Annotated in this window: 20 protein-coding genes and 3 pseudogenes; 9 read left to right on the plus strand and 14 right to left on the minus strand. The window is 64.8% G+C overall.

Features of this window, described 5'->3' with window-relative positions; all coding sequences use genetic code 11:
- Entirely contained in the window at positions 1-1,167 is a 1,167-nt protein-coding gene (locus tag MCIT9_RS06395) for an efflux RND transporter periplasmic adaptor subunit (RefSeq protein WP_317706573.1), read from the minus strand.
- 52 nt (positions 1,168-1,219) lie between these two features.
- Here MCIT9_RS06395 and MCIT9_RS06400 point away from each other — a divergent pair, with 52 nt between their 5' ends.
- Together MCIT9_RS06400 and MCIT9_RS06405 are read left to right on the plus strand one after the other, a co-directional pair.
- Positions 1,220-1,438 (plus strand): AbrB/MazE/SpoVT family DNA-binding domain-containing protein, encoded by a 219-nt coding sequence (locus tag MCIT9_RS06400; RefSeq protein ID WP_317706574.1) that lies wholly within the window; start codon positions 1,220-1,222, stop codon positions 1,436-1,438.
- On the plus strand, positions 1,428-1,766 hold the full coding sequence (locus MCIT9_RS06405) for a type II toxin-antitoxin system PemK/MazF family toxin (RefSeq protein ID WP_317706575.1): 339 nt from the start codon (positions 1,428-1,430) through the stop codon (positions 1,764-1,766). Before MCIT9_RS06400 ends, MCIT9_RS06405 begins: the two co-directional genes overlap by 11 nt.
- A 5-nt stretch (positions 1,767-1,771) precedes the next feature.
- On the opposite strand, the gene MCIT9_RS06410 is transcribed toward MCIT9_RS06405, so the two are convergent.
- The 8 genes and pseudogenes from MCIT9_RS06410 to MCIT9_RS06440 all read right to left on the minus strand — a co-directional run.
- Complete coding sequence (locus MCIT9_RS06410) at positions 1,772-3,127, minus strand: TolC family protein (RefSeq protein WP_317706576.1); 1,356 nt, start codon at positions 3,125-3,127, stop codon at positions 1,772-1,774.
- A 128-nt stretch (positions 3,128-3,255) separates the two neighbouring features.
- Positions 3,256-3,384: a helix-turn-helix domain-containing protein gene (locus MCIT9_RS13740; protein WP_479724340.1), complete on the minus strand. Its 129-nt coding sequence runs from the start codon at positions 3,382-3,384 to the stop codon at positions 3,256-3,258.
- Positions 3,385-3,483: 99 nt separating this feature from the next.
- Positions 3,484-3,558 (minus strand): annotated as a pseudogene (locus tag MCIT9_RS13745) (AAA-type ATPase lid domain-containing protein); the annotation flags it as partial.
- A gap of 15 nt (positions 3,559-3,573) precedes the next feature.
- Positions 3,574-4,626: pseudogene (locus MCIT9_RS06420) on the minus strand (sigma-54-dependent transcriptional regulator).
- Positions 4,608-5,999, minus strand: coding sequence for a sensor histidine kinase (locus MCIT9_RS06425; RefSeq protein WP_317706578.1), 1,392 nt, complete (start codon positions 5,997-5,999; stop codon positions 4,608-4,610). The pseudogene MCIT9_RS06420 and the gene MCIT9_RS06425 overlap by 19 nt, the downstream one beginning before the upstream one ends.
- A 20-nt stretch (positions 6,000-6,019) precedes the next feature.
- Complete coding sequence (locus MCIT9_RS06430; protein WP_479724341.1) at positions 6,020-6,298, minus strand: zinc ribbon domain-containing protein YjdM; 279 nt, start codon at positions 6,296-6,298, stop codon at positions 6,020-6,022.
- Between the two features lie 72 nt (positions 6,299-6,370).
- Positions 6,371-7,255 (minus strand): DUF2490 domain-containing protein, encoded by an 885-nt coding sequence (locus tag MCIT9_RS06435; protein ID WP_317706706.1) that lies wholly within the window; start codon positions 7,253-7,255, stop codon positions 6,371-6,373.
- 21 nt (positions 7,256-7,276) lie between these two features.
- Positions 7,277-8,332, minus strand: a pseudogene (locus MCIT9_RS06440) (integrase core domain-containing protein); the annotation flags it as partial.
- A gap of 287 nt (positions 8,333-8,619) precedes the next feature.
- On the opposite strand from MCIT9_RS06440, the gene MCIT9_RS06445 reads away from it, so the two are divergent.
- From MCIT9_RS06445 to MCIT9_RS06455, 3 genes are read left to right on the plus strand one after another with little or no spacing between them, the layout of a single operon-like run.
- The gene (locus tag MCIT9_RS06445) at positions 8,620-8,922 is read left to right on the plus strand and encodes a c-type cytochrome (RefSeq protein ID WP_317706579.1); all 303 of its coding nucleotides are present in this window, start codon (positions 8,620-8,622) and stop codon (positions 8,920-8,922) included.
- 56 nt (positions 8,923-8,978) lie between these two features.
- Positions 8,979-11,345: a hypothetical protein gene (locus MCIT9_RS06450; protein ID WP_317706580.1), complete on the plus strand. Its 2,367-nt coding sequence runs from the start codon at positions 8,979-8,981 to the stop codon at positions 11,343-11,345.
- Positions 11,346-11,397: 52 nt separating this feature from the next.
- The gene (locus MCIT9_RS06455; protein ID WP_317706581.1) at positions 11,398-12,471 is read left to right on the plus strand and encodes a peptidylprolyl isomerase; all 1,074 of its coding nucleotides are present in this window, start codon (positions 11,398-11,400) and stop codon (positions 12,469-12,471) included.
- Here the strand turns inward: MCIT9_RS06455 and rnt are convergent, their stop codons facing one another.
- Positions 12,472-13,146 carry a ribonuclease T gene (gene rnt, locus MCIT9_RS06460; RefSeq protein WP_317706582.1) on the minus strand — a complete coding sequence of 225 codons (675 nt, stop codon included), beginning with the start codon at positions 13,144-13,146 and terminating at the stop codon, positions 12,472-12,474.
- 112 nt (positions 13,147-13,258) lie between these two features.
- On the opposite strand from rnt, the gene MCIT9_RS06465 reads away from it, so the two are divergent.
- The gene (locus MCIT9_RS06465; protein WP_317706583.1) at positions 13,259-14,020 is read left to right on the plus strand and encodes an MlaA family lipoprotein; all 762 of its coding nucleotides are present in this window, start codon (positions 13,259-13,261) and stop codon (positions 14,018-14,020) included.
- A 56-nt stretch (positions 14,021-14,076) separates the two neighbouring features.
- Here the strand turns inward: MCIT9_RS06465 and pyrC are convergent, their stop codons facing one another.
- Positions 14,077-15,111: a dihydroorotase gene (gene pyrC, locus MCIT9_RS06470; RefSeq protein WP_317706584.1), complete on the minus strand. Its 1,035-nt coding sequence runs from the start codon at positions 15,109-15,111 to the stop codon at positions 14,077-14,079.
- Between the two features lie 128 nt (positions 15,112-15,239).
- On the opposite strand from pyrC, the gene MCIT9_RS06475 reads away from it, so the two are divergent.
- The 3 genes from MCIT9_RS06475 to nadA are packed head-to-tail and all read left to right on the plus strand — an operon-like array spanning position 15,240 to position 18,501.
- Positions 15,240-15,521 (plus strand): FmdB family zinc ribbon protein, encoded by a 282-nt coding sequence (locus MCIT9_RS06475; protein WP_317706585.1) that lies wholly within the window; start codon positions 15,240-15,242, stop codon positions 15,519-15,521.
- A 55-nt stretch (positions 15,522-15,576) separates the two neighbouring features.
- On the plus strand, positions 15,577-17,382 hold the full coding sequence (gene aspS / locus MCIT9_RS06480) for an aspartate--tRNA ligase (RefSeq protein WP_317706707.1): 1,806 nt from the start codon (positions 15,577-15,579) through the stop codon (positions 17,380-17,382).
- Between the two features lie 24 nt (positions 17,383-17,406).
- Complete coding sequence (gene nadA / locus MCIT9_RS06485) at positions 17,407-18,501, plus strand: quinolinate synthase NadA (RefSeq protein WP_317706586.1); 1,095 nt, start codon at positions 17,407-17,409, stop codon at positions 18,499-18,501.
- Between the two features lies 1 nt (position 18,502).
- On the opposite strand, the gene ribA is transcribed toward nadA, so the two are convergent.
- The 3 genes from ribA to MCIT9_RS06500 form a co-directional block, all read right to left on the minus strand.
- Positions 18,503-19,111 (minus strand): GTP cyclohydrolase II, encoded by a 609-nt coding sequence (gene ribA / locus MCIT9_RS06490; protein ID WP_317706587.1) that lies wholly within the window; start codon positions 19,109-19,111, stop codon positions 18,503-18,505.
- A 76-nt stretch (positions 19,112-19,187) separates the two neighbouring features.
- Positions 19,188-20,075: a hypothetical protein gene (locus tag MCIT9_RS06495; RefSeq protein ID WP_317706588.1), complete on the minus strand. Its 888-nt coding sequence runs from the start codon at positions 20,073-20,075 to the stop codon at positions 19,188-19,190.
- Complete coding sequence (locus MCIT9_RS06500; protein WP_317706589.1) at positions 20,072-21,271, minus strand: EAL and HDOD domain-containing protein; 1,200 nt, start codon at positions 21,269-21,271, stop codon at positions 20,072-20,074. The genes MCIT9_RS06495 and MCIT9_RS06500 overlap by 4 nt, the downstream gene beginning before the upstream one ends.
- Positions 21,272-21,332: the final 61 nt, after the last annotated feature.

Raw genomic sequence — 21,332 nt, forward strand, 5'->3', positions numbered from 1 at the left:
TCAGCTCCTGGGGGTAGGGGATGGGGGGGACGGTGAGCGGGGTCTCCGCGGCAGGGAGGCCGCGGTGAAGCCTCCAGGGAGGGATTCACGGCGTCCCCGCGAAGCGTTTCCCCCATCCCCGGGGAGTTGCACCCGCTCGCCCGCCTTCAGCCCGGAAAGGATCTCCACCTGGCCGTCGATGCGGCGGCCGGTGCGCACCAGGCGGGTCTGGACCCGGCCCTCGCGCACCAAGTCCACTTCCTCCAGCTGACCCACCCGGCGTACGGTCTGCTGCGGCAGCAGCAGGACCGTCTCCTCACCGCAGCTCTGGCCGACCCATGCGAAGGCGCCGGGCAGGATGTCCTGTCCGGCCGGCAGCGCCGCCTTGACCTCGATGGTGTGGGTGAAGGGATCGGCGGCGGCGGCCGTTTCCGTCACGGTCGCCATAAGCTGTAAGCGCCGGCCGGGAATCTCGATCCGTACCCCGGTGCCCGGACGCAAATAGACGGCACAGCTTTCCGGTACGTGGGTATAGACCTCCAGCCGGTGGGGGTTCTGCAGCACCAGGATCGGCTGTCCGGGCATTCCCATGTCGCCGGGATCGGCCAGCCGTTCGATGACGCTGCCGGCGAAAGGGGCATACAGACGGGTTTCCTTGAGCTGGGAGCGGATGGCCTGGATTTGCTGGCGTGCTTGTTCCACCTGCGCCTTGGCGGTGCGTTCGGCGGCGACGGCGGCATCGAGATCACGCTGGGTGGCGGCCTGTTGTCTGAACAGATTGCGGATGCGCCGGGCATCGGCGGCCGCCCGTTGCGCCTGGGCCTGGGCGGCGGCCAGCGCGGCCTGCGCCGCCTTGAGACGGGCGCGGATTTCGCTGTCTTCAAGGCGGGCCAGCAGTTGTCCCTGTTCGACCCTGCTGCCGATATCGACGCCGATTTCCAAAATCCGCCCGGGAATCTTGGGGGCGATGTGGGCCACGGTGTCGGCGCTGACGGTGCCGGGCCAGCGCAGCCGCCGCGGCAGGGGGGTCTCCGCCACCGCCACCGTCGGCCCGGAGACGGTTTTCCCAGGTCGCCCCGTATTCCCCGGCGGCACCTTGGTGGCAAAGGCCCCCTGGACCCAGGCCAGCAGCAGCACCAGTCCCAGAAAAGCGAGCGGTCCCCAGACGAGTTTGCTGGTGAGTTTCATAGTATGATGTTCTTACCGTAATACAGTATGAGGGGTGATAATGACGCATGTGGTGAAAGTGACCAGCAAGGGGCAGGCCACCATTCCGGCGGAAATCCGCAAGGCCCTGGGTATCCGTCCCGGGGATCGGATCGTCTGGGAGATCGACGCCGAAGGGGCGGTTCGGATACGGCGGGCCACACCGCTGGACCTGGAATATCTGAAAGCGGTCGAATCGACCCTGGAAGAATGGCATTCGGAAGCGGACGAAGCCGCCTACCATGACCTTTGAGCGCTTCACGGTCGTCCGGGTGCCGTTTCCGTTCACCGATCGCCAGACCCGGAAACGGCGCCCGGCCCTGGTCTTGTCTTCGGCGTCGGCTTTCAACGATCTCGTCGGTCATTCGGTGATGGCGATGATTACCTCGGCTTATCATCGGCCTTGGCCGTTGGACTGTGCGATCCAGGACCTGCAACCTGCCGGCTTGCCGGCACCGTCCAAAGTGCGTTTCAAACTCTTCACCCTGGACCACCGTCTGATCGACGGGCGTTTGGGGCGATTGTCCGAGCGGGATACGGTGACGGTGAGCGCGGCTTTGGAGCGCTTGTTCGGAGGTTGAACGCCTCATCGTGGCTCCTCCAGCGACCACATCCCTGTCGCCCGTTTCAATTCCGCTTCCGCCACCAGGGCCCCGAACCGGGCGGAGATCAGTTGCAGGCGGGCGCCGGCGGCGTCGGTTTCGGCTTCGAGAAAGCGGGTCACGGTGGCGGTGCCGCCGCGGTACTGGGCCCGCACCAGTTTGAGCGCCTCCTCGGCGGCGGCCAACCCTCGTCTGGCGACTTCGACCCGGGCCAGGGCGTCGCGCAGGTCGAGCCAGGCGCTTCGGACTTCCTTTTCCACCCGCAGGCGGGTGCTTTCCGCCAGCCGTTCGGCCTCTTCCAGGCGCCGGCGGGCCTGACGAACCCGGGCGTTGACGGCGCCGCCGGAGAACAGGTCGATTTCGGCCTTCAGCCCCATGGTCCAGTTGTCCCTGGAGGTGGGAAAGCGCGGGTTCCTGCTGTTCATGCCGTAGACCACGAAGGCGTCCACCCGCGGCAGATGCCCGCCCCAGGCGGCTTTGAGCGCCTTCTCCCGCATTGCCACCTGTTTGCGGGCAGCGAGCCATTCGGGGCGGTGGGCCAGGGCCTGCCGGAGCCAGGATTCAAACTTCCCTTCGCTGGAGGGCAGGCGGCGGGATTCGTCGCGAACCTGAAGGCGGGCGTCCGAAGGCAGGGCCAGCAGGGTGGCCAGTGCGGTGCGGGCCGCCTGCTCGGCGTTCTCGGCGCGGATGCGGTCGTGGCGGGCCTGGGCCAGACGTACCTCCAGCGACAGCACGTCGGACTTGAGGGCGGTGCCTTCACGCTGGCGGGCGCGCATCAGTTCCAGTTCCTTGCGGACGGTCGTCAGGGTCTTGTCGGCCACCTCCACCCGCTTCGGGGCCTCCAACAGGGCGTAAAAGGCCCGGCTGGCGGCGGCGGCGAGCAGGTTGTGCAGTTCGCTGCGCTGCAGCCGGCGGCTGTCGATCCCCAGTTTGGCCGCCTGGCGCGCATACCAGTCCTGGCCGCCGCGGAACAGGGACCAGTAGGCGCCGATCTCGGGACGGAAATCTTCCACATAACCGGGATGGTTGACGTCCATGCTGAAGTCGAAGCGCCTCTGGGAGACGATCATGCCGAAGGCGCGGGCGGGATCGTTGCTATGGAGGTAGTGGACGCCAGCCTTGATCCGGGGCAGGAAAGCGGCATTCACCTCGTCGAGCCGGGCGGCGGCCTGCCAGATGCGGGCCTGGGCGGCCTGGAGATCGGGGTTGCGCTGGCGGACCAGAGCGAGGGTTTCCGTCAGTGACAGCGGGCGGGGTGGCAGGACGGGGGTGTCGGCGGCGGCGTTCAGCCCCAGACAAAGCAGAAGCACGATGTGGAAAGCGCGCGCCGTGAACTCCATGTCGTCGTCCTGATGATTGTGATGGGCATCATTCTATTATGGGGAGCGAATATAGTCCATCCTCTGTTCCGTTTTTGCAGGTGGGGCTGGGGCAAGGGTCTGCAGCGGCCAGGGAGGGCCGCGCCGGATCAGCCATCCAGGCCGAACTTCTGTACCCGGTAGCGCAGGGTTTCACGGGAGGTCTTGAGGAGACGGGCGGCGGCAGTGACGTTGCCGCCGGTCTTGTGAAGGGCGGCGACGAGGATGCGGCGTTCCATCTCCTCCAGGGACAGGCTGCCGTCCAGGGGCAGGCGCAGGCAGTCGTCGTCCTCCGGCGGTGCGGCAAGGCCAGGCAGGCCGAGCCACTGGATCGGCAGGGTGTCGTCTTCCGCCAGCAGTACGCAGCGCTCGATCAGATTGCGCAGTTCGCGCACGTTGCCGGGCCAGTCGTAGCGCTCGAAGGCGCGCTAGGCGGCCTCGGGAACGTGCCGGACCTGCTTGCCGGCCTTGGCGTTGAATTCGGCCACGAACAGGGGAACCAGGGCTTTCAGGTCCTGCTTGCGTTCCCTAAGCGGCGGGATGGTGAGCTGAAACACGCTCAGGCGATGATAGAGATCCTCGCGGAAACGCCCCTCTTTGACCTGGGCCTTGAGATCGCGGTTGCTGGCGGCGATGATCCGGACGTCCACCTGGATTTCCCGTTACCCTCCGAGGCGGCGGAAGCGCTTGTCCTCCACCGCTTTGAGCAGCTTGGCCTGGATGCCCGGTTCTAGTTCGCCGATCTCGTCCAGGAACAGGGGGCCGCCGTCGGCCTGTTCCAGTAGTCCCCGGTGGCGACCCTTGGCGCCGGTGAAGGCGCCCGGTTCGTAGCCGAACAGCTCCGCTTCCACCAGTTCGCGGGGCAGGGCGGCGCAGTTCAGCTCCACCCAGGGGCCCTGGGCGCGGGTTCCGCCGGCGTGGAGGATCTTGGCCGCCAGCCCCTTGCCGGTCCCGGTTTCCCCCAGGATTACCAGGGAGGAGAACGGCACCTGGGCCAGGCGCGTCAGCATCTGCCGCAGCCGCGCCGTGGCCGGGCTGTCGCCGGCGAACAGCTGCGGGGTGTAGCGCTGATGCTGCTGGGCGCGCTCCTCGGACAGGCGCCGCTGGGCGCGGGCGCTGCGCACCGCCGCCTCCAGCACCATCTGCAGGCGGTTGGGATCGCAGGGCTTCTCCAGGAATTCGTAGGCCCCCAGACGCAGGGCGCGCGCCGAGTCCGGAACGCTGCCGTAGCCGGTGAGGAAGATCCATTCACAGCCCGGCCGGCGGCCGCCGCGGCGTTCGAGAAACTCCAGGGCGTTGCCGTCGGGAAGGTTCATGTCCGAGAGCACCGCGTCCGGTTCCAGTCCCTCCTGGTCCAGCACCCGTTGGGCGCCGGCCAGGTCGCGCACCCATTCCACCTCCCAGCCGAGATGCAGGAAGTGGCGCTGCAGTTCCTCGCCCAGCAGGGGCTCGTCTTCGATGATCAGCAGGGTGGCGCGCATGGAATCTCCAGGGTGACCCGGGCGCCGCCTTCGGGGCGGTTGGCCAGTTCCAGGCGTCCGTCGAGGGCAGAGACAAAGCGTTTGACCATCAGCAGCCCCAGACCGGTGCCGCCGTCGCGGCTGCTGGCGAAGGGGCGGACCCCGTGGGCCAGCAGTGATGGCGGGAAACCGGGACCGTCGTCGCTCACCGTCAGCAGCAGGCGTCCCGGTTCGATACGGGCCTCGATTCGGATGCAGCCCCGGGTTCCCAGGGCCTGGGCGGCGTTGAGCACCAGATTGATGAGCACCTGGCGCAGGCCGGTTTCCGGCAGTTGCACCTGCAGACCGGTGGGGATGTGGCACTGCAGCGCGATGTCGGGTGGCAACTGATAGCGCAGCAGTTCCAGGGTTTCCTGGACCACCGGGGCCAGTTCGAAGGTGCGCGGCGGTTCCGGCCGGTGGCGGGCTTGGTCCAGAAATTGATTGAGGTGACGGCTGATCCGCTCCAGTTCGGCGATGACCAGATCGAGGCGGCGCCAGGTTTCCGGGTCGTCCGTGTCGCTGCGCAGATTATGGAGCGCCAGGCGGATGCCGGCCAAGGGGTTGCGCAGCTCGTGCGCCAGGCCGGCGGCCACCTCGCCCACCGCTGCCAGGCGCTCGGCCCGGGCTAGGTCGCGGTTCTGGGCCAGCAGCGTGCTGGCGGCCCGGCGCACCTGGGATTCCAGCTGCTCGGTGCGTTCCCGCCGGGCCCGTTCCAGTTCGGCAAGGCGGCGGACCATGCGGTTGTAATTGTCCAGCACAGGACGCCAGGGCGAGCTGCTGTCGGGGTTGTCGATGGGCTCGAAGCGGCCGTCGGCCAGCTGCAGCAGCAGGAGGTTCATGCGCCTCAGGGGAAGCAGCAGCCAGCGCCAGGTCAGCAGCGCGCCGAGGGCAAGCAGCCCCGAAAGGACGATCAGGCCGACGAAGGCGGCCCGGCGTTCCATCTCGGTATCGGCGACGATCTGCGCCAGGAGCCGGGTTTCCCGCTGGTTTTCCCGTCCGAGGAGAGACTGGAGGCGGCGGATGGCGCTTCCCAGCCGGGGTGGGGAGGGATCGTCCAGGGCGCTGACGATGGCGGGAATCAGGTCCGGCCATTCCTGTTCCAGTCGCTGTAATTGTGTGCGGATGTTTGCCAGCATCCGGGGATCGGGGCCGTCGAGCAGCATGGCCTGGAGCTGATGGTCGATGGCCTGGAGCTGGTTGACCTGGCCGACGGTGGCCTCGATCCGGTGAATGCGCGCCAAGTTGCGGTCGCTGAGGAAGATGAAGGCGGCGATGACCGCCGCCACCGCCAGGCTCGCCAGCACGGTGGCGGCGATCAGGGGCCGGTAGAGCAGCTGTTTGACGGAAGGCACCGGGTGACGGCTACCGGGGGTCAGGCCTTTTTGACGAATTCCGACTTCAGCTTCATGGCGCCGATACCGGGGATTTTGCAATCGATGTTGTGATCCCCTTCCACCAACCGGATGTTCTTGACCTTGGTGCCGACCTTGACCACCGCCGAAGCCCCCTTGACCTTGAGATCCTTGATGACGGTGACGCTGTCGCCGTCGTGCAGGACGTTGCCATGGGCGTCGGTTATGGTCAGGGTGTCTTCGGCGGCTTCTGCTTCGGTCTGGCTCCATTCGTGGCCGCATTCGGGGCAGACATACAGGTGGCCGTCTTCATAGGTGTATTCGGACTGGCACTGGGGGGCAGGGGGGCAGGGCGCTCATGCAAACCTCGCTTAAAGATGAAAACCGATATTGACGAACAGGATGTGGTTCAGCTGGCTGGTCTTGGATGTGCCCTTGCGCACGAACTGGTTCATATAACCGAGGGTCAGCCTGGTTTTGGTCGCCAGGGGAATGGCGAAACCGGCGAAGGCGCGGTTTTCGGCGAAGCCGTCGCTGCGCCAGGCGCTGGAATTGAGATACCAGAACACCTCGTCGTTGAGGATGAAGTCAACCTGGGACAGGCCCGGCACAGGGTGGTTCCATTGCACCAGTTCGCGGATCCGCAGGCCCATATCGTTGGAGTCGAGCTTCTCGTGCAGCCGTTGCTCCAGCCGGGTGCGGGTGAACCAGCGCCCGGTATCTGTAGAGGGGGAACGCCAGCCGATCTCCTCGTAGGCGCGGTTTTCGTTGAAACGGTCGAGCCAGTCGCGGGTGTAGCCCAGGCCGACGTGGAGCTGGTCGTTGAAGTGGTAATTGAACTGGACGAACAGCAGGTTCTCGGTCAGCTTGTTGGACTTGTCAGCAAACAGAGGCTGGGGATTGTGACTGAAGCGGGCCTGTTGGAGGAAACTCCAGCTGAATTTCTCCAGTCTGGGCGACAGCGCCGCCAGGCTGCCTTGGGCCGAGAGGCCGTACCAGCCGAAGAAGGCGTTGTCGGCGCCGAAGGCGTCCGCGGCCGTCAGGCCGAGGAAGCCCAGTATCAGCAACAGGCGTTTCATCGCTTTCTTCTCCCTTTTCCGAGCGCTTCCAGAATCCCGGCCAGCAGCACTGCCGGTGGCGGGGGGGCAACCGGAGATTTTAACATCCACTGGAATGACGTTTTCCACCGCGCCGCAGCTGGCATAGGACACGCCGAACTCGCCGCCGCACACGGCGCAGTCGCCGCAGGCGATCACCCACTTGGGATCGGGGGTGGTGTCAAGCCCCGTGAGATTGTATACACGTTTTTTGAAGAGCTCCGGCCGCTTCTTCTGCCAGTCTTTGAGGGCCTGTACTGGTGATATGTGTCCCAGGGCCTTCTGGGGGATCTGATGGTTGTAGACACTGGCATACTGCATCAAGGTCCGTTCCAGATCCTGGCTGCTGCGGAAGGGGGTGGTTTTGAGGATCTCGGCGATCCGACCGTTGCAACGTTCTACCATGCCGTTGGTCTGCGGGTGTTTGGGTGGGATGAGGCGGTGCTCGATGCCATGGCGTTGGCAGGCCTGGTCGAAAAGGTGACGGCCGGTCGGTTCGCGTTCCCCGGTGGCGCAGAAGCGGTCGGTGAATTGCTCACCCCATCCCTGGGGTTCGCCCCTTCGGGGCCCGCTGCGCGGTCCAAATCCGCTCCCGGCGGATTTGTCTTTGCCGTTGTCGGTCAGGACCTTGGTGATTTTGAAGGGGGCCTTGGCGATCAGGCGGTCGAGGAAAGCGGCGGCGACCTGGGCTTCCTTGGTGGGATGGATTTCCAGGCAGACCCAGCGACTGGCCCGGTCGATGGCGACGAAGAGGTAACGGCCCCGAGTCTCATCGGGCATCTTGGGCAGGTACTTGATGTCGATGTGGACAAACCCGGGCTCGTAGTCCTTGAAGCCTTTCTTTTTGGCCTTGGCGGGGGCGTTCTCCCCTTCCTTGGCAGCGATCAGTTCCTTGAGATTGGAGACCCCATGGCGGCGCAGCAGCCGGTCCAGAGCCGAGCGGGACATCTTGGGATGGATGAAGCGGTGAACGACCGCCAGCAGGTCGTCCAGGGGCAGCAGCAGGGTTTCGCGCAGACAGACCACGATCGCTTCCTGCTGCGGGGTCAGGGTGGCATGGATGCGATGGGGCCGGTGCGGGGCGTCCTCGACCGAATCGCGCTGGCGCCACTTGCGGATGGTATGACGATGAGCGCCGTATTTCCTGGCCAGGACCGTGGCCGGCAGATCGGAGTTCTGGATCTCCCGGCGGATCTCAGGGGTGGTGCGGGCTTTCTTGTGAAGACGGATGACCATAACTTCCTCCTCGTCCGTCAGGCTTGAGTCGTCTTTCTGGCCTGGGCCTCTGCCATCAGCTCACTCAGAATATCCCAGGCACGGAACAAAGGATAGCTCCTTTTGGGAATATGATCACACGGGACCCAACATATAACCGATAAATGTTATATGAATATAAATTTTTGCAATAATGCTGCGGCCCTTTATTACAATGGCGGTGTGTTTGGAATTGAAAAATATTAGAATAACATGATTAAAAGGGTTATGATTGGCTTCCCCAAAATCCGAAAAGCGGAGGAGTACCCATGACCAGAAAACTGATTCCCGTTCTGGCGCTGGCCAGCCTGGCCGGCATCGCCAATGCTGCCGACATCGCCGCCGGCAAGGCCAAGGCGGCCGCCTGCGCCGGCTGTCACGGGGCCGATGGCATCGCTGCCAACCCTGCCTATCCCAATCTCGCCGGCCAGCATGCCCAGTATCTGGTCGCCGCGATGCAGGCCTACAAGACCGGTGCCCGCAACCATGCGGTCATGAAGGCGATGGTGGGCAGCCTCTCCGACGAGGACATGGAAAACATCGCCGCCTACTACGAAAGCCTGAAGAAATAACATTCCGCCGCCGTGCCGGGAGGGCTGCAGGCGGCCAATCGTGAAGGAGGTTTGTCATGATTCGCCATTCTCTGCTATGGGGTGCCCTGCTGCTCTCCGGTGTGGCGGCGGCCGCCACCGATCCCACCAAACCCAAGAACGACTACAACATCACCATCAACTACGAGCTGGGCATGCACTGCACCGGCTTCGATTTTTCCTACTGCTGCATTCTGCCTCCCTACAACTCGATCCAGAGTCAGGTGGTCAAGACCGCCCGGGGACCCCACGACAAGCCGCGGCTGCTCGGCGCCGATCCCAAGGACCCGATGATCCTGGTGGACGGTAACAAGCGCTTCAAGCTCGAATACGGTCACGTGGACAACACCTATTCGGAAGGGGCCAAGCTGTACTACTGGACCGTTCCCTACGACGTGGACGGCGACGGCAAGTACGAGGCCAGCGAGAACGTCGCCAACGCCTACTGGACTCATCTGTACGTTTACAAGGACCTTAAGGGCAGCAATCCCAAGCACACCAGCAAGGACAGCGAGAAGCAGCGGGTCGGCATCGAGATTCCGGTGCCGGTGGACAACGGCCCGGCAGGAGCGGCGGTGCCCAGTCCCATGAAGGGGGGGCACCTGCACTATACCGGCGAGGCGGGCACCATCGTCTTCACCAAGTCGCCGGTACTGGAGAACGTCCCCATCATGCTTACCCATCCCGGTATCTGGGACGCCCTGGGATTGCCGCTGACCCCGTTCTGGGACAGCACCGTCACCAAGAATCCCATCACTATCGTCGAGAGCGACATCCGTCCCTACCAGGAGGCCTGGGTGCGGATGGTGGACGCCAAGACCGGCGAGCCGGTGCTCGACAGTCATACAGGCAAGCCCATCGAATTCCACGGCACCAACCCCATCGACGTGCCCAATTGCTCCAACTGTCATTCCAACGAGAACGCCAACGGCGACCGCTACACCCTCTACAAGCGCGAGTTCGCCTTCTGGAAGGGGCTGGGAGCCAGCGACTACATCGCCGGCCTCAAGGCCACCTCCATCTCCATCCTGCAGATCCACGACGCCAAGCACGGCACCAAGTTCACCGCCAACTACAATCCCGACAGCCGCTCGCTTGCCAACCGCCTCGGGCGTGATCCGGTGCTGTGCCAGAAATGCCACGCCGACAACGTCATCGGGGTGTTGGCCTCGAAAGGCGTGGTCGAGGCGCTGACCGGCCAGCAGGTGCCCGGTGATGTGCGTATTCCGCCCTTGAGCGAAGCGCTGCACCGCGCCCACCAGACCGTGCGGCCGCTTCCCGACAGCCAGGGCCGTACCGGCACCTGCGCCGGCTGCCATCCGGCCCACCGCCAGGACGGTTCCCTGGACGGCTATCCCATCACCCCCGACGGCCGCAACCATTACGCCAACGCCGACAACCGCGACACCAAGGGCGGCTGTTTCGCCGGCCGCGACGTCCACTCCAACCCCAACAAGGACAAGGACGGCGTGGAAACCCCCGAGCACCTCAACGCCATCGGCAAGTGGCTGCAGGCCAATGTCTCCAAGATCGGCAACGGCCAGCACGGCAAGGGACTGTGGTGCACCAACTGCCACAACCAGCTCTCGCGCGAGCTGTACCAGCGTGACCACATCACCCACGCCTTCCGCCAGGAAGGGGAAACCCTGCGCAACAAGTCCCTCGAAGCCATCGCCCTGGCCATCGGCGTGACCGAGAAGGAGCTGGTCGAGCGCTATCTCGATCCCAAGGTGATGCTGGACAAGAACGGTCACGACGACCCGGCCGAATCCGGCATCCTGCTCAATTGGGCCAAGGAGCGCACCGAGGCCGACATCGCCGTGATCGCCATGCAGGGCGGCAAGCCGCTGATCCACAAGGACGAGGACGGCGATCCCAGTGTCACCATTCTGTCCGCCGATCCCATGGTCGATCCCGACAGCCTTAAGCTGCCCAGGGGGGCCGACGACGCCATCGCCGTGCCCTACCGGGCCGCCGATCACGGCCGCGACTACTGGCTGGCACCGGGCGAGCCCCACTGCGCCGACTGTCATGAGGCGCCCTATGTGGAAGGACAGGGCGGTATCGCCTATCCCATCAACCAGCCGGGCAAGTACAGTCTGATGCGCTACTCCAAGGGCCACGCCGGGCTGGCGTGCCAGGCGTGCCACCAGTCGATCCATGGCTTGTATCCGGTGACGCCGCGGGTGGACACCACCACCTACAAGCAGGCGCCCCAGTACAACCCGGACGGCAGCCACGGACCGCTCAAATGCGCCGCCTGTCACGAAACCAACCAGTACGGCGTGCCGCTGATCGCCGAAGGCAAGACCTGGAAGGGCAAAAAGATCGACAAGGACTTCGATGCCGCGGTGACCTGGATGCACGCCAGCGCCCCCGATCTGGGCGGGCGCAATCCCCGCTGATCCCGACCGGACGCCGGCTTCCGGCCAGCGTCCCTTTTCCCGGAGAACTGCCATGCGAATCTTGATTTTCGCCGCCTTGCTGGCAAGCACCACCCTGCAGGCCAAGGTGCTGGCCACCGTCGACGGGACGCCGGTCACTTCCGAGCAGTTGGAACAGACCCTGCGCTCCTCACCCTTTGCCACCCAGTATCCCAGCCTCGATGCTGACGAACAGACTGTCCTGCGCCGTGATCTGCTGCAGCGCCTGGTGCAGGCGGAAGTGTTGTATCAGGAGGCCAGACGACTGGGATTGGAAGAAGACGAAACCGTGCGTCGTGACGTGGCCGAATTCGAGACCGGCCTGCTGGCGCAGAAATATCTGCAATACCTGCACGACCGGATCGAAATCCCGGCGCCAAAACAGGCCGACTGGCGTCGCCGGCTGGGCACCGATCTCGACGCCCTGGCCGCGGTCCGCTCGGTTTACATTGCCGACCGCTACCGGCAGGCCAAAGCCGCGGCCCTGGCCCGGCTGCGGCGGAAGTATGGTGATCTGCCCGAAACCGGGCTGTTGGCCCGGGGCGCGCGGGAGGCGGAGATCGACGTTTCCGCCCAGGTGGCCGGCTTCCGGCGGGAACGCCTGATCCAGCGTCTGCTGGAACGGAAGGAAAAGGAATGGATGCCCGATGAGACCACACTGCGCGACTACTACCAGCGTCACCCGGAAATCGGCCGGGTGCCGGAGCGGCGCCACATTGGCCAGATCGTGGTGGCGGACCGCGACACGGCCCAGGCCCTGCGCCGCCGGATTCTGCAGGGCGAGAGCCTGTTCCGGCTCGCCAAACAGTACAGCATCGACCCTTACGGCAGGCAACACGCCGGCGACATGGGCTGGTTGCCGGAAGGCAGCGCCATGCCCGCGATCGAAAAGGCATTGACCACGCTGAAGGACGGCGAGATCAGCGAGGTGATCGAAACCCCGAGGGGATTCCATCTCGTCACCATCATCGAACGCAAGCCTGGGGAGCAAAAACCCTTCGCCGCCATCGGCGACCGGGTGCGGCGGGCGTTGCTGCTGGAGCGGATGCCGGCCTGGCTGCGCGAGGTCACGGCCCGCCACCGCATCGCCTGGTCCGGGGCGCCCTAGTCAGCCCTGTTCCGTTTCTGTCGCTTCCTGTGCGTCGGGGGAGTGCGGTGCGGCGCCGTCATTGCGTTTGAGCCGCTCCCAGGTGTTGACGATGGTGCAGAACAGCTCCGCGGTCTTCTCGGCATCGTAGCGGGCCGAGTGGGCCTCGCGGTTGTCCCATTCGATGCTGGCGGCCTTGGCCGCCCTGGCCAGAACGGTCTGACCGTAGACCAGCCCGCCCAGGGTGGCGGTGTCGAAGGTGCTGAAGGGGTGGAACGGATTGCGCTTGAGACCGGCGCGCTGGGCGGCGGCCTTGACGAAAGCCAGGTCGAACGAGGGATTGTGTCCCACCAGGATGGCGCGGGTGCAACCCTGTTTTTTCACCGCCGCCCGTACCGGGTGGAAGATTTTCAGCAGCGCCTCCTTCTCGTCGAGGGCGATGCGCAGGGGATGGTGGGGGTCGATGCCGGTGAATTCCAGCGCCGCAGGATCGAGCTCAGCGCCGGGGAAGGGCTGGACGTGGGCGCTGTGGACCTCGGCGATGCGAAGGAACCCCTGCGCGTCCATCTCCGGGATCACCGCGGCGATCTCCAGCAGGGCGTGTTTTTCAGGCTCGAAACCGGCGGTTTCGACATCGACGATGACCGGCAGATAGCCGCGGAAGCGGCGTGCCATTGGCGGTTTTTCCTGGGACATAGGCATGGGACGGCCTCAGAAAGGGCAATCAGTATACCCTGAACTCGAAGCGCCAGGCCGAATATGCTATTTTTAGCAGTACGCTCTATTTTCACATCGTGGTAACAAAAACATGGAAAACAAGACGATAGCGACGACCTGGAAGCGGGCCGGATGGATGGCGCTGGTGCTGCTGGGCCTGCTTGGGGGCTGCGCCAGCACCGATCCCCGCGATCCTTTGGAGCCGGTCAACCGCAAGGTCCAGGCTTTCAACGACACTCTCGACGATTACCTGATGAAGCCGTTGGCCAGAGGTTATCAGTGGGTGACGCCGGATTTCGTCGATCAGGGGGTGACCAACTTCTTTGGCAACGTCAAGGACATTGCTGTGACCGCCAACGACCTGTTGCAGTTCAAGTTCAAGCAAAGCGGTCAGGATGCCGCCCGGTTTCTGGTCAACACCACGGTCGGTGTCGCCGGCCTGATCGATGTCGCCTCCGAGATCGGCCTGGAAAAGCATGACGAGGACTTCGGTCAGACCCTGGGCGTGTGGGGGCTTCCGCCCGGCCCCTATCTGGTACTGCCGTTCCTGGGGCCGACGACCCCGCGTGACGGTGTTGGCAGCGTCGCCGACGGGTTCATGAATCCGATCGCCTACACCATTTTCCCGGTCAAGGTGGGGCTTTTCGGCCTGCGGACGGTCGATTACCGGGCCGACAACCTCAGCTCCACCGAGATTCTCGATCAGGCCGCCCTGGACCGCTACGCCTTCATCCGCAACGCCTATCTGCAGCGGCGCGAATATCTGATCCACGACGGCGAGGTGCCGCTGGACGAGGAATTCGAGGAACTGGAAGAGGAACTGGACGAGGGAAGCGGCGAAAGCGGGATCTGAGCCGGGTTGCTTGCAAAATTGCGGGCCGGCGCCGCAGGGCGCCGGCCCGTGTTTTTTCAGGCGTCGTGCAGGCGCCAGGGAAGGGTTTCTCCCGCCCGCAGCGGAACCAGGGGGATTTCCCCGCCGAGGGTTTGTGGCACTTCCCAGCTTTTCCGAAGCAGACGGACCTTCTCCCGGTTCCGGGGCAGGCCGTAGAAGTCGGCGCCGAAACCGCTGGCGAAGTCCTCCAGCCTGTCGAGGGCGCCGGCATGTTCGAAGACCTCGGCGTACATTTCCAGCGCCAGCGGGGCGGTGAAGCAGCCGGCGCAGCCGCAGGCGTTTTCCTTGGCCGGACGGGGGTGGGGGGCGCTGTCGGTGCCGAGGAAGAACTTGGGCGAGCCGGAGGTGGCCGCCGCCAGCAGCGCCTGGCGGTGTTTTTCCCGCTTCAATACCGGCAGGCAGTAATAGTGCGGGCGGATGCCGCCGGCCAGCAGCGCGTTGCGGTTGTAACGCAGGTGTTGGGGGGTGATGGTGGCGGCCACCTGGGGCGGGCTTTGCTGCACGAAGGCCACGCCTTCGGCGGTGGTGACGTGTTCCAGGACGATTTTGAGGTCGGGAAAACGCCGCCGCAGCGGCACCAGTTCCCGCTCGATGAAGACCGCCTCGCGGTCGAAGATGTCGATGTCGGGATCGGTGACCTCGCCGTGGACCTGCAGGACCACTCCCAGTTCCTCCATCGCCTCCAGCAGCGGATAGACCGCTTCCAGACGCCGCACGCCGGCATCGGAATGGGTGGTGGCGCCGGCCGGATAGAGCTTGAAGCCGAGCACGCAGGGTTCGGCGGCGGCGCGGGCGATCTCCGCCGGCGCCGTGTTTTCGGTGAGATAGAGGCTGAAATAGGGCGTAAAACCGCAGTCGGGGGGCACGGCCTTGAGGATGCGGTCGCGGTAGGCGAGGGCCGCAGCGACGGTGGTGACGGGCGGTTTCAGGTTGGGCATGACCAGGGCGCGGCCGAACCGGCAGGCGCTGAAGGGGGCGGCCTGGGCCAGGAGGGCGCCGTCGCGCAGGTGTAGGTGCCAGTCGTCCGGGCGGGTCAACGTGAGTGTCTTCATGGGTTTCGGTTATAATTCCATGTTTTCGCGTGCCTGCATGATGCCGCAAATACAGGAACTTGAAAAGCCTCTCGGCCGTCTCCACTAGAGGGGCGGAAAAGTTCAACCGAAATTCGAGGAGGTGACGGATGCCGATTTACGAATACCGCTGTCAGAAGTGCGGCCACGAACTGGAAGCCCTGCAGAAGGTCAGCGACCCGCCGCTGACCGAGTGTCCGGAGTGCCACGCCCAGAGCCTGCAGAAGCTGGTGTCGGCGGCCGGTTTCCGTCTCAAGGGCACCGGCTGGTACGAAACCGACTTCAAGGGCAAGGCGGAGAAGAAGCGCAACCTGGCCGACGGCGGCGAGTCCAAGGGTGCGGGAGAAAAATCCGCCGGCGAGTCCTCCAAGAAGGCGGCGGCGGAAAGCTGACCGCCGTTTTTTCATTCAACTTCTCTCTATTTTAAGGAAACCGAGAACGACCATGTTGCGAACCCATCGGTGTGGAGAATTAAGCGAAGCCAACATCGGCGAGGAAGTGGAGCTGAGCGGCTGGGTCCACCGCCGCCGCGATCACGGCGGGGTGATCTTCATCGACCTGCGCGACCGCGAGGGCATCGTCCAGGTGGTGGTGGATCCCGACACACCGGATGCGTTCGCCCTGGCCGACAAGGTGCGCAGCGAATACGTGATCCGGGTGCGCGGCAAGGTGCGCCGGCGCCCGCAGGGAACGGAAAATCCCGGCATCCCCACCGGGAAAATCGAAGTGCTGGCCCGGGAGCTGGAAATCCTCAACCGCGCCGAGACCCCGCCGTTCCCCCTCGACAGCGAGGTGCCGGTGAGCGAGGAGGTGCGGCTGCGTTACCGTTATCTCGACCTGCGCCGTCCCGAAATGCAGGAGAAACTGCGGCAGCGCCATCGCATCACCCAGGTGCTGAGGCGGTTTCTCGACGCGCACGGTTTTCTCGAAATCGAAACCCCGTTTCTCACCAAGGCGACCCCGGAAGGGGCGCGCGACTATCTGGTGCCGAGCCGCACCCATCCCCACGCCTTCTTCGCCCTGCCGCAGTCGCCGCAGCTCTACAAGCAGCTGCTGATGATCTCCGGCTTCGACCGTTACTACCAGATCGTGCGCTGCTTCCGCGACGAGGACCTGCGCGCCGACCGCCAGCCGGAGTTCACTCAGCTCGACATCGAAACCTCGTTCATGGACGAGCACGACATCATGGCGCTCATGGAAGAAATGATGCGCGACCTGTTCCAGCAGGTGCTCAAGGTCGAACTGCCCAATCCCTTCCCGCGCCTGAGCTATGCCGAGGCCATGCGCCGCTTCGGCAGCGACAAGCCGGACCTGCGTATCCCGCTGGAGCTGGTGGATCTGGGGGACGTGATGGCCGACGTCGAGTTCAAGGTCTTCGCCGGCCCCGCCAACGATCCCAACGGCCGGGTCGCGGCCCTGCGCCTGCCGGGGGGCGGTGATCTGAGCCGCAAGGAGATCGACGACCTGACCAAATTCGTCTCGCAGTACGGCGCCAAGGGGATGGCTTACGTCAAGGTCAACGACGTGGCCAAGGGCCGCGACGGCCTGCAGTCGCCGATCCTCAAGTTCCTGCCGGATACGGTGATCGATGCCATCGTGCAGCGCACCGGGGCCCAGGATGGCGACATCATCTTCTTCGGCGCCGACAAGGCCAGGGTGGTCAACGAGGCCCTGGGCGCGCTGCGGGTCAAGCTGGGCCAGGACCGCGGCCTGGTGGAAGAAGGCTGGCGTCCCCTGTGGGTGGTGGAATTTCCCATGTTCGAATGGGACGAGGAAGAAAAGCGCTGGGTGGCCCTGCACCATCCCTTCACCGCGCCGGCCTGTTCCATCGAGGAACTCAAGGCCGATCCGGGCAAGGCGGTGTCGCGCGCCTACGACATGGTGCTCAACGGCGTCGAGGTGGGGGGCGGTTCCATCCGTATCCACACGCCGGAGATGCAGCAGGCGGTGTTCGAGCTCTTGGGAATCGGCGAGGAAGAGGCGCGGGAGAAGTTCGGCTTCCTGCTCGACGCCCTCAAGTACGGCTGCCCGCCCCACGGCGGCATCGCCTTCGGCCTCGACCGGCTGGTGATGCTGATGACCGGTTCCAGGACCATCCGCGACGTGATGGCCTTCCCCAAGACCCAGACCGCCGCCTGTCCGATGGTGGACGCCCCGGCCCGGGTCAACGAACAGCAGCTGCGGGAATTGTTCCTGCAGCTGCGCAAGCTGCCGCAGCAGCGCGCCAGGGAAAAGGCGGAAAACGCCTCTTAAGTCCAACTACCGAAAACCAAGCCTATGACCGCAGCGCTGGCGATTCAGGATTACGCGTTACTGGAAGATGCCGATTGCACCGCCCGCATCGTCGCCGCCAAAGAGAAGCTGGGCGACAGGGTGGTGATTCTCGGCCATCACTACCAGCGGGACGAGGTGTTCCGCCACGCCGACTTTACCGGCGATTCCCTCAAACTGGCGCGGGAGGCAGCCCGTTCCGGGGCCGAGTACATCGTCTTCTGCGGGGTGCATTTCATGGCCGAAGTGGCTGACATCCTGTCGCGCCCGGAACAGGTGTCCATCCTCCCGGATCTGGCCGCCGGCTGTTCCATGGCCGACATGGCCGACCTGGCCCGGGTGGAAAAGTGCTGGCAGGAGCTGGGCCAGGTGCTGGAGGTGGAAACGGAAGTCACCCCCATCACCTACATCAATTCCGCCGCCGATCTGAAGGCCTTCTGCGGCCGCCACGGCGGCATCGTCTGCACCTCCAGCAACGCTGCCTGGATTCTGGAGTGGGCCTTCACCCAGCGCCGCAAGGTGCTGTTCTTTCCCGACCAGCATCTGGGGCGCAACACCGGCTACCGCATGGGCATCCCGCTGGAAGAGATGGTGGTGTGGCGGCCCGGCAAGCCCCTGGGCGGGCTGACCGAGGAACAGATCAGGAAGGCCCGCATCATCCTCTGGGAGGGGTTCTGTTCGGTGCACCAGATGTTCCGCCCCGAGCACATCGACCGCTTCAAGGAAAAGTATCCCGACGCCCGGGTGATTTCCCACCCGGAATGCTGTTTCGAGGTCTGTCAGAAGAGCGACGTGATCGGCTCGACGGAAGCGATCCTCAAGACGGTGCGGGCCTCGGAACCGGGAACCCGCTGGCTGGTGGGCACCGAGCTCAACATGGTCAACCGGCTGCGCCAGGAGATGAAGCCCAGGGGCGTCGATGTCCATTTCATGTCGCCCACGGTGTGCATGTGCTCGACCATGTTCCGCACCGATCCCCAGCACCTGGCCTGGGTGCTGGAGAATCTGGTGGAAGGCAACGTGGTCAACCGCATCCAGGTACCCGAGGAAGACGCCCGTTACGCCAAGCAGGCGCTGGACCGGATGCTGGCGCTGGGCTGAATCAGGGCTTTTTGAGGCTGAGGAGATGGGCCATCTTATCAGCCTTGGTCTTGAGATAGCGCCAGTTTTCGTGGGTGTGGCCGACTTCGATGGGGATGCGTTCGTCCACCTGTATGCCGTAACGCTCCAGTTCGGCGATCTTGCGGGGGTTGTTGGTGATCAGACGCACCGAGTCCACGCCCAGATCCCGTAGCATCAGGGCGGCGATGCGGTAATCGCGCTCGTCGGCCTGATGCCCCAGTTTCAGATTGGCGTCGACGGTGTCCAGACCTTCGTCCTGCAGGTTGTAGGCCTGAAGCTTCTTGAACAGGCCGATGCCGCGCCCCTCCTGGCGCAGATACAGCAACACCCCGCATTCCGATTCACCGATCAGGCGCAGGGCTTCCTCCAACTGCTCGCCACAGTCGCAGCGCCGGGAGCCGAACACGTCCCCCGTCAGGCACTCCGAATGCAGGCGGACCGGCACGCCGGTCTTGCCGGCGACCTCGCCTTTGACCAGCGCCAGGTGCTCCTTGCCGTCGATATCGTTTTCGTAATAGTAGAGCAGGAACTCGCCGTGGCGGGTGGGAATGCGGGCGCGGACCGTGCTCTCGACGTGGGCAGGTTTCATCGGAAATAAGATACCTCAATCTAGCGCCGGGGCGCGGAAACACAGCGTTCGACCGCAGAACGGCGGGAAGGTGCCGTCACGGAAGCGGCTTTTCCAGGGCCGGCAGTTTTTGCTGCCAGGCCTTCAGGGTGCCGTCGTCGACTTCTTCCAGGCGTGGCTGCAGGGTCAACAGCATCATACCGGAAACGATGGGATTGAGGAAGGCGCCTTTGACCCAGTAGGTGAGGATGGCGGCGAACACGTAGTTCCAGACCCCTAAGGCGGTCGGCAGGGCCTCGTCCACCCACACGACCGGGCGCAGCAGCAGCAGGAAAGCCCCCAGCCACAGGCTGTAGAGGAAGGCCTTGCCGATCAGGGTCTGGCGCAGGACCTCGGGGAAATGCACGCCGAAGGCCGCCACGCCGCGGCGGCAGACGTCCGGGGCCCGGTGCCGGGCCGCCTCGGCCAGGATGGCGTCGGCACTGTGCCACCCCAACAGATCCAGCAGGCGGGTGCGGACCGCTTCCGGCAGGCGCTGCAGGCCGGCGGTGTGCTGCAGGGCTGCGGCGGCGAGCAGGTCGAGCAGCCGGCGGCGCAGCGCGAAAGTGGTCTTGGCGTCGCCGAAGGTGTCTTCGACCTGGTGGGAGACCTGCTCGAACTGCGCCTTGCCGGGGGGCAGGTCGCCGCCGGCCGTCCTGACCGCCATGGCGGTGAGATGGGGCAGCTCGAGGCGGAAATAGCGCAGCGCCCGAAACGATCGGGCCAGATAGATGCCTGCCGCCAGCCCGACGACGGCGCCGATGCGGCCCCAGAATCCGGGATCGTCACTGAGCGAGGCGAGGCCGACGAAGGTGCCGCTCCCGGCGAGCACGGCGAACACCAGTCCCAGGGTGATGGCGGCATAGACCAGAATGCGCCGGGAGGTGACCGGCATGGTCTGTTCCAGCAGGCGGGTTGCGGTCAGCAGGGAAGGGGTTGCATTCATGCGGTGCCTCCATTGTTTTGATCTTCCAGCACGCGGCGGACGGCTTCCGCTTCCTCGATCGCCTCCAGATAGGCGCTCATGGCCTGGGACAGATCGAGGTCGGGGAGGGGTATTTTATGACAAAGTCCGTTTTCCAGCTGCAACACCGTCTGCAGGACAGGCCCGATGGGCCCAGCGCCGTAGAGCAGGGCCTGCTCGATTTCCTCCGCCAGGCTGAGATTGGCGAGGATCTCGGTCATGGGTGCATCCATGATGGCGTCAAGGAGGGAAAACAGTCCGGCGATGTAGCAGGCTTCCACATCACTGCGTCCCAGGCGTGCGGCGATGCGGGCGCAGGTCTGGGCCCGCACAAGCGCGGTGACCAGCGGCTCCCGGGGTTTGTAGTCGATGGCGTTGACGGCGATGACGATGGCCCAGTGGCGAATGCGGTCAAGACCGAGGAAGACCACAGCGCGGCGGATCGAGTCGACCTGCTTGGGCAGGCCGTAGAAGGCGGAGTTGATGAGGCGCAGCAGTTTGTAGCTCAGGGTCATGTCCTGGCTGACCAGGGTTTCGACTTCCTCGATCCTGATGTCCGGGTCGTTCAGGCGGGCGATCAGATGCAGCACCGCCAGGCGGTTGGCGGGCAGCTGGGTGCCGTGGATGAAGCGGGGGCATTCGAAATAATGGCCCTGGAAGTAGTCGCAGCCGGCATCGAAGGCGCGGTCGTATTGCTGGCGGGTTTCGATGTCGCGCACCAGCAGCTCGAGGCCATGCCGGTGAAGGGCGTCGAGGTGGGGAATGAATTCTTCCAGATGCGAGGCGTCCATCGCCCACAGGCGGGCAAACTCCAGATCGGCCGCCAGGGTGGCATCGTAGCGGTCATGGCGGACCGCCAGCATATAACCCTCTTCAGTCCAACGCTGGAGGGTTTCCTTCGGGTAACGGTCGAGCAGCTCGCCGGGCAGGGTGATGATGACGGCTTCCTTCTGCCAGGCGTGTGCCTGGAGCTGGGCCTCCAGGGCCGGGGTGAACGGCACCAGTCCCGGACGGCCGCCGGTGAGCCGCTCCAGCCGCAGCGACTGCCACAGTTTCTGGAGCTTTGCTTCCGACGCCGTGTCGTTTTCCACGGTGAGACTGCAGGGACGCAGTTCGTAGGCGAACAGATTCAGGGCACGGTCGTAGACCGGCACCCGGCCGATGAATCCGGGAAGCATGACGAAACCCTCCTCTCCTGCTTCTTTATATGAGGAGCTTAGGCAATCACCGGCCGGGATA

This window comes from Methylomarinovum caldicuralii (assembly GCF_033126985.1).
Classification (GTDB): Bacteria; Pseudomonadota; Gammaproteobacteria; order Methylococcales; family Methylothermaceae; genus Methylohalobius; species Methylohalobius caldicuralii.

What these genes read in the sequence shown, in the direction of transcription:
- MCIT9_RS06395 (WP_317706573.1), bottom strand. Translation starts at nt 1,167, where the DNA reads ATGAAACTCACCAGCAAACTCGTCTGGGGACCGCTCGCTTTTCTGGGA.
- MCIT9_RS06405 (WP_317706575.1), top strand. Translation starts at nt 1,428, where the DNA reads ATGACCTTTGAGCGCTTCACGGTCGTCCGGGTGCCGTTTCCGTTCACC.
- MCIT9_RS06410 (WP_317706576.1), bottom strand. Translation starts at nt 3,127, where the DNA reads ATGGAGTTCACGGCGCGCGCTTTCCACATCGTGCTTCTGCTTTGTCTG.
- MCIT9_RS13740 (WP_479724340.1), bottom strand. Translation starts at nt 3,384, where the DNA reads ATGGAACGCCGCATCCTCGTCGCCGCCCTTCACAAGACCGGCGGCAAC.
- MCIT9_RS06445 (WP_317706579.1), top strand. Translation starts at nt 8,620, where the DNA reads ATGACCAGAAAACTGATTCCCGTTCTGGCGCTGGCCAGCCTGGCCGGC.
- MCIT9_RS06450 (WP_317706580.1), top strand. Translation starts at nt 8,979, where the DNA reads ATGATTCGCCATTCTCTGCTATGGGGTGCCCTGCTGCTCTCCGGTGTG.
- MCIT9_RS06455 (WP_317706581.1), top strand. Translation starts at nt 11,398, where the DNA reads ATGCGAATCTTGATTTTCGCCGCCTTGCTGGCAAGCACCACCCTGCAG.
- rnt (WP_317706582.1), bottom strand. Translation starts at nt 13,146, where the DNA reads ATGTCCCAGGAAAAACCGCCAATGGCACGCCGCTTCCGCGGCTATCTG.
- MCIT9_RS06465 (WP_317706583.1), top strand. Translation starts at nt 13,259, where the DNA reads ATGGAAAACAAGACGATAGCGACGACCTGGAAGCGGGCCGGATGGATG.
- pyrC (WP_317706584.1), bottom strand. Translation starts at nt 15,111, where the DNA reads ATGAAGACACTCACGTTGACCCGCCCGGACGACTGGCACCTACACCTG.
- MCIT9_RS06475 (WP_317706585.1), top strand. Translation starts at nt 15,240, where the DNA reads ATGCCGATTTACGAATACCGCTGTCAGAAGTGCGGCCACGAACTGGAA.
- nadA (WP_317706586.1), top strand. Translation starts at nt 17,407, where the DNA reads ATGACCGCAGCGCTGGCGATTCAGGATTACGCGTTACTGGAAGATGCC.
- ribA (WP_317706587.1), bottom strand. Translation starts at nt 19,111, where the DNA reads ATGAAACCTGCCCACGTCGAGAGCACGGTCCGCGCCCGCATTCCCACC.
- MCIT9_RS06495 (WP_317706588.1), bottom strand. Translation starts at nt 20,075, where the DNA reads ATGAATGCAACCCCTTCCCTGCTGACCGCAACCCGCCTGCTGGAACAG.
- MCIT9_RS06500 (WP_317706589.1), bottom strand. Translation starts at nt 21,271, where the DNA reads ATGCTTCCCGGATTCATCGGCCGGGTGCCGGTCTACGACCGTGCCCTG.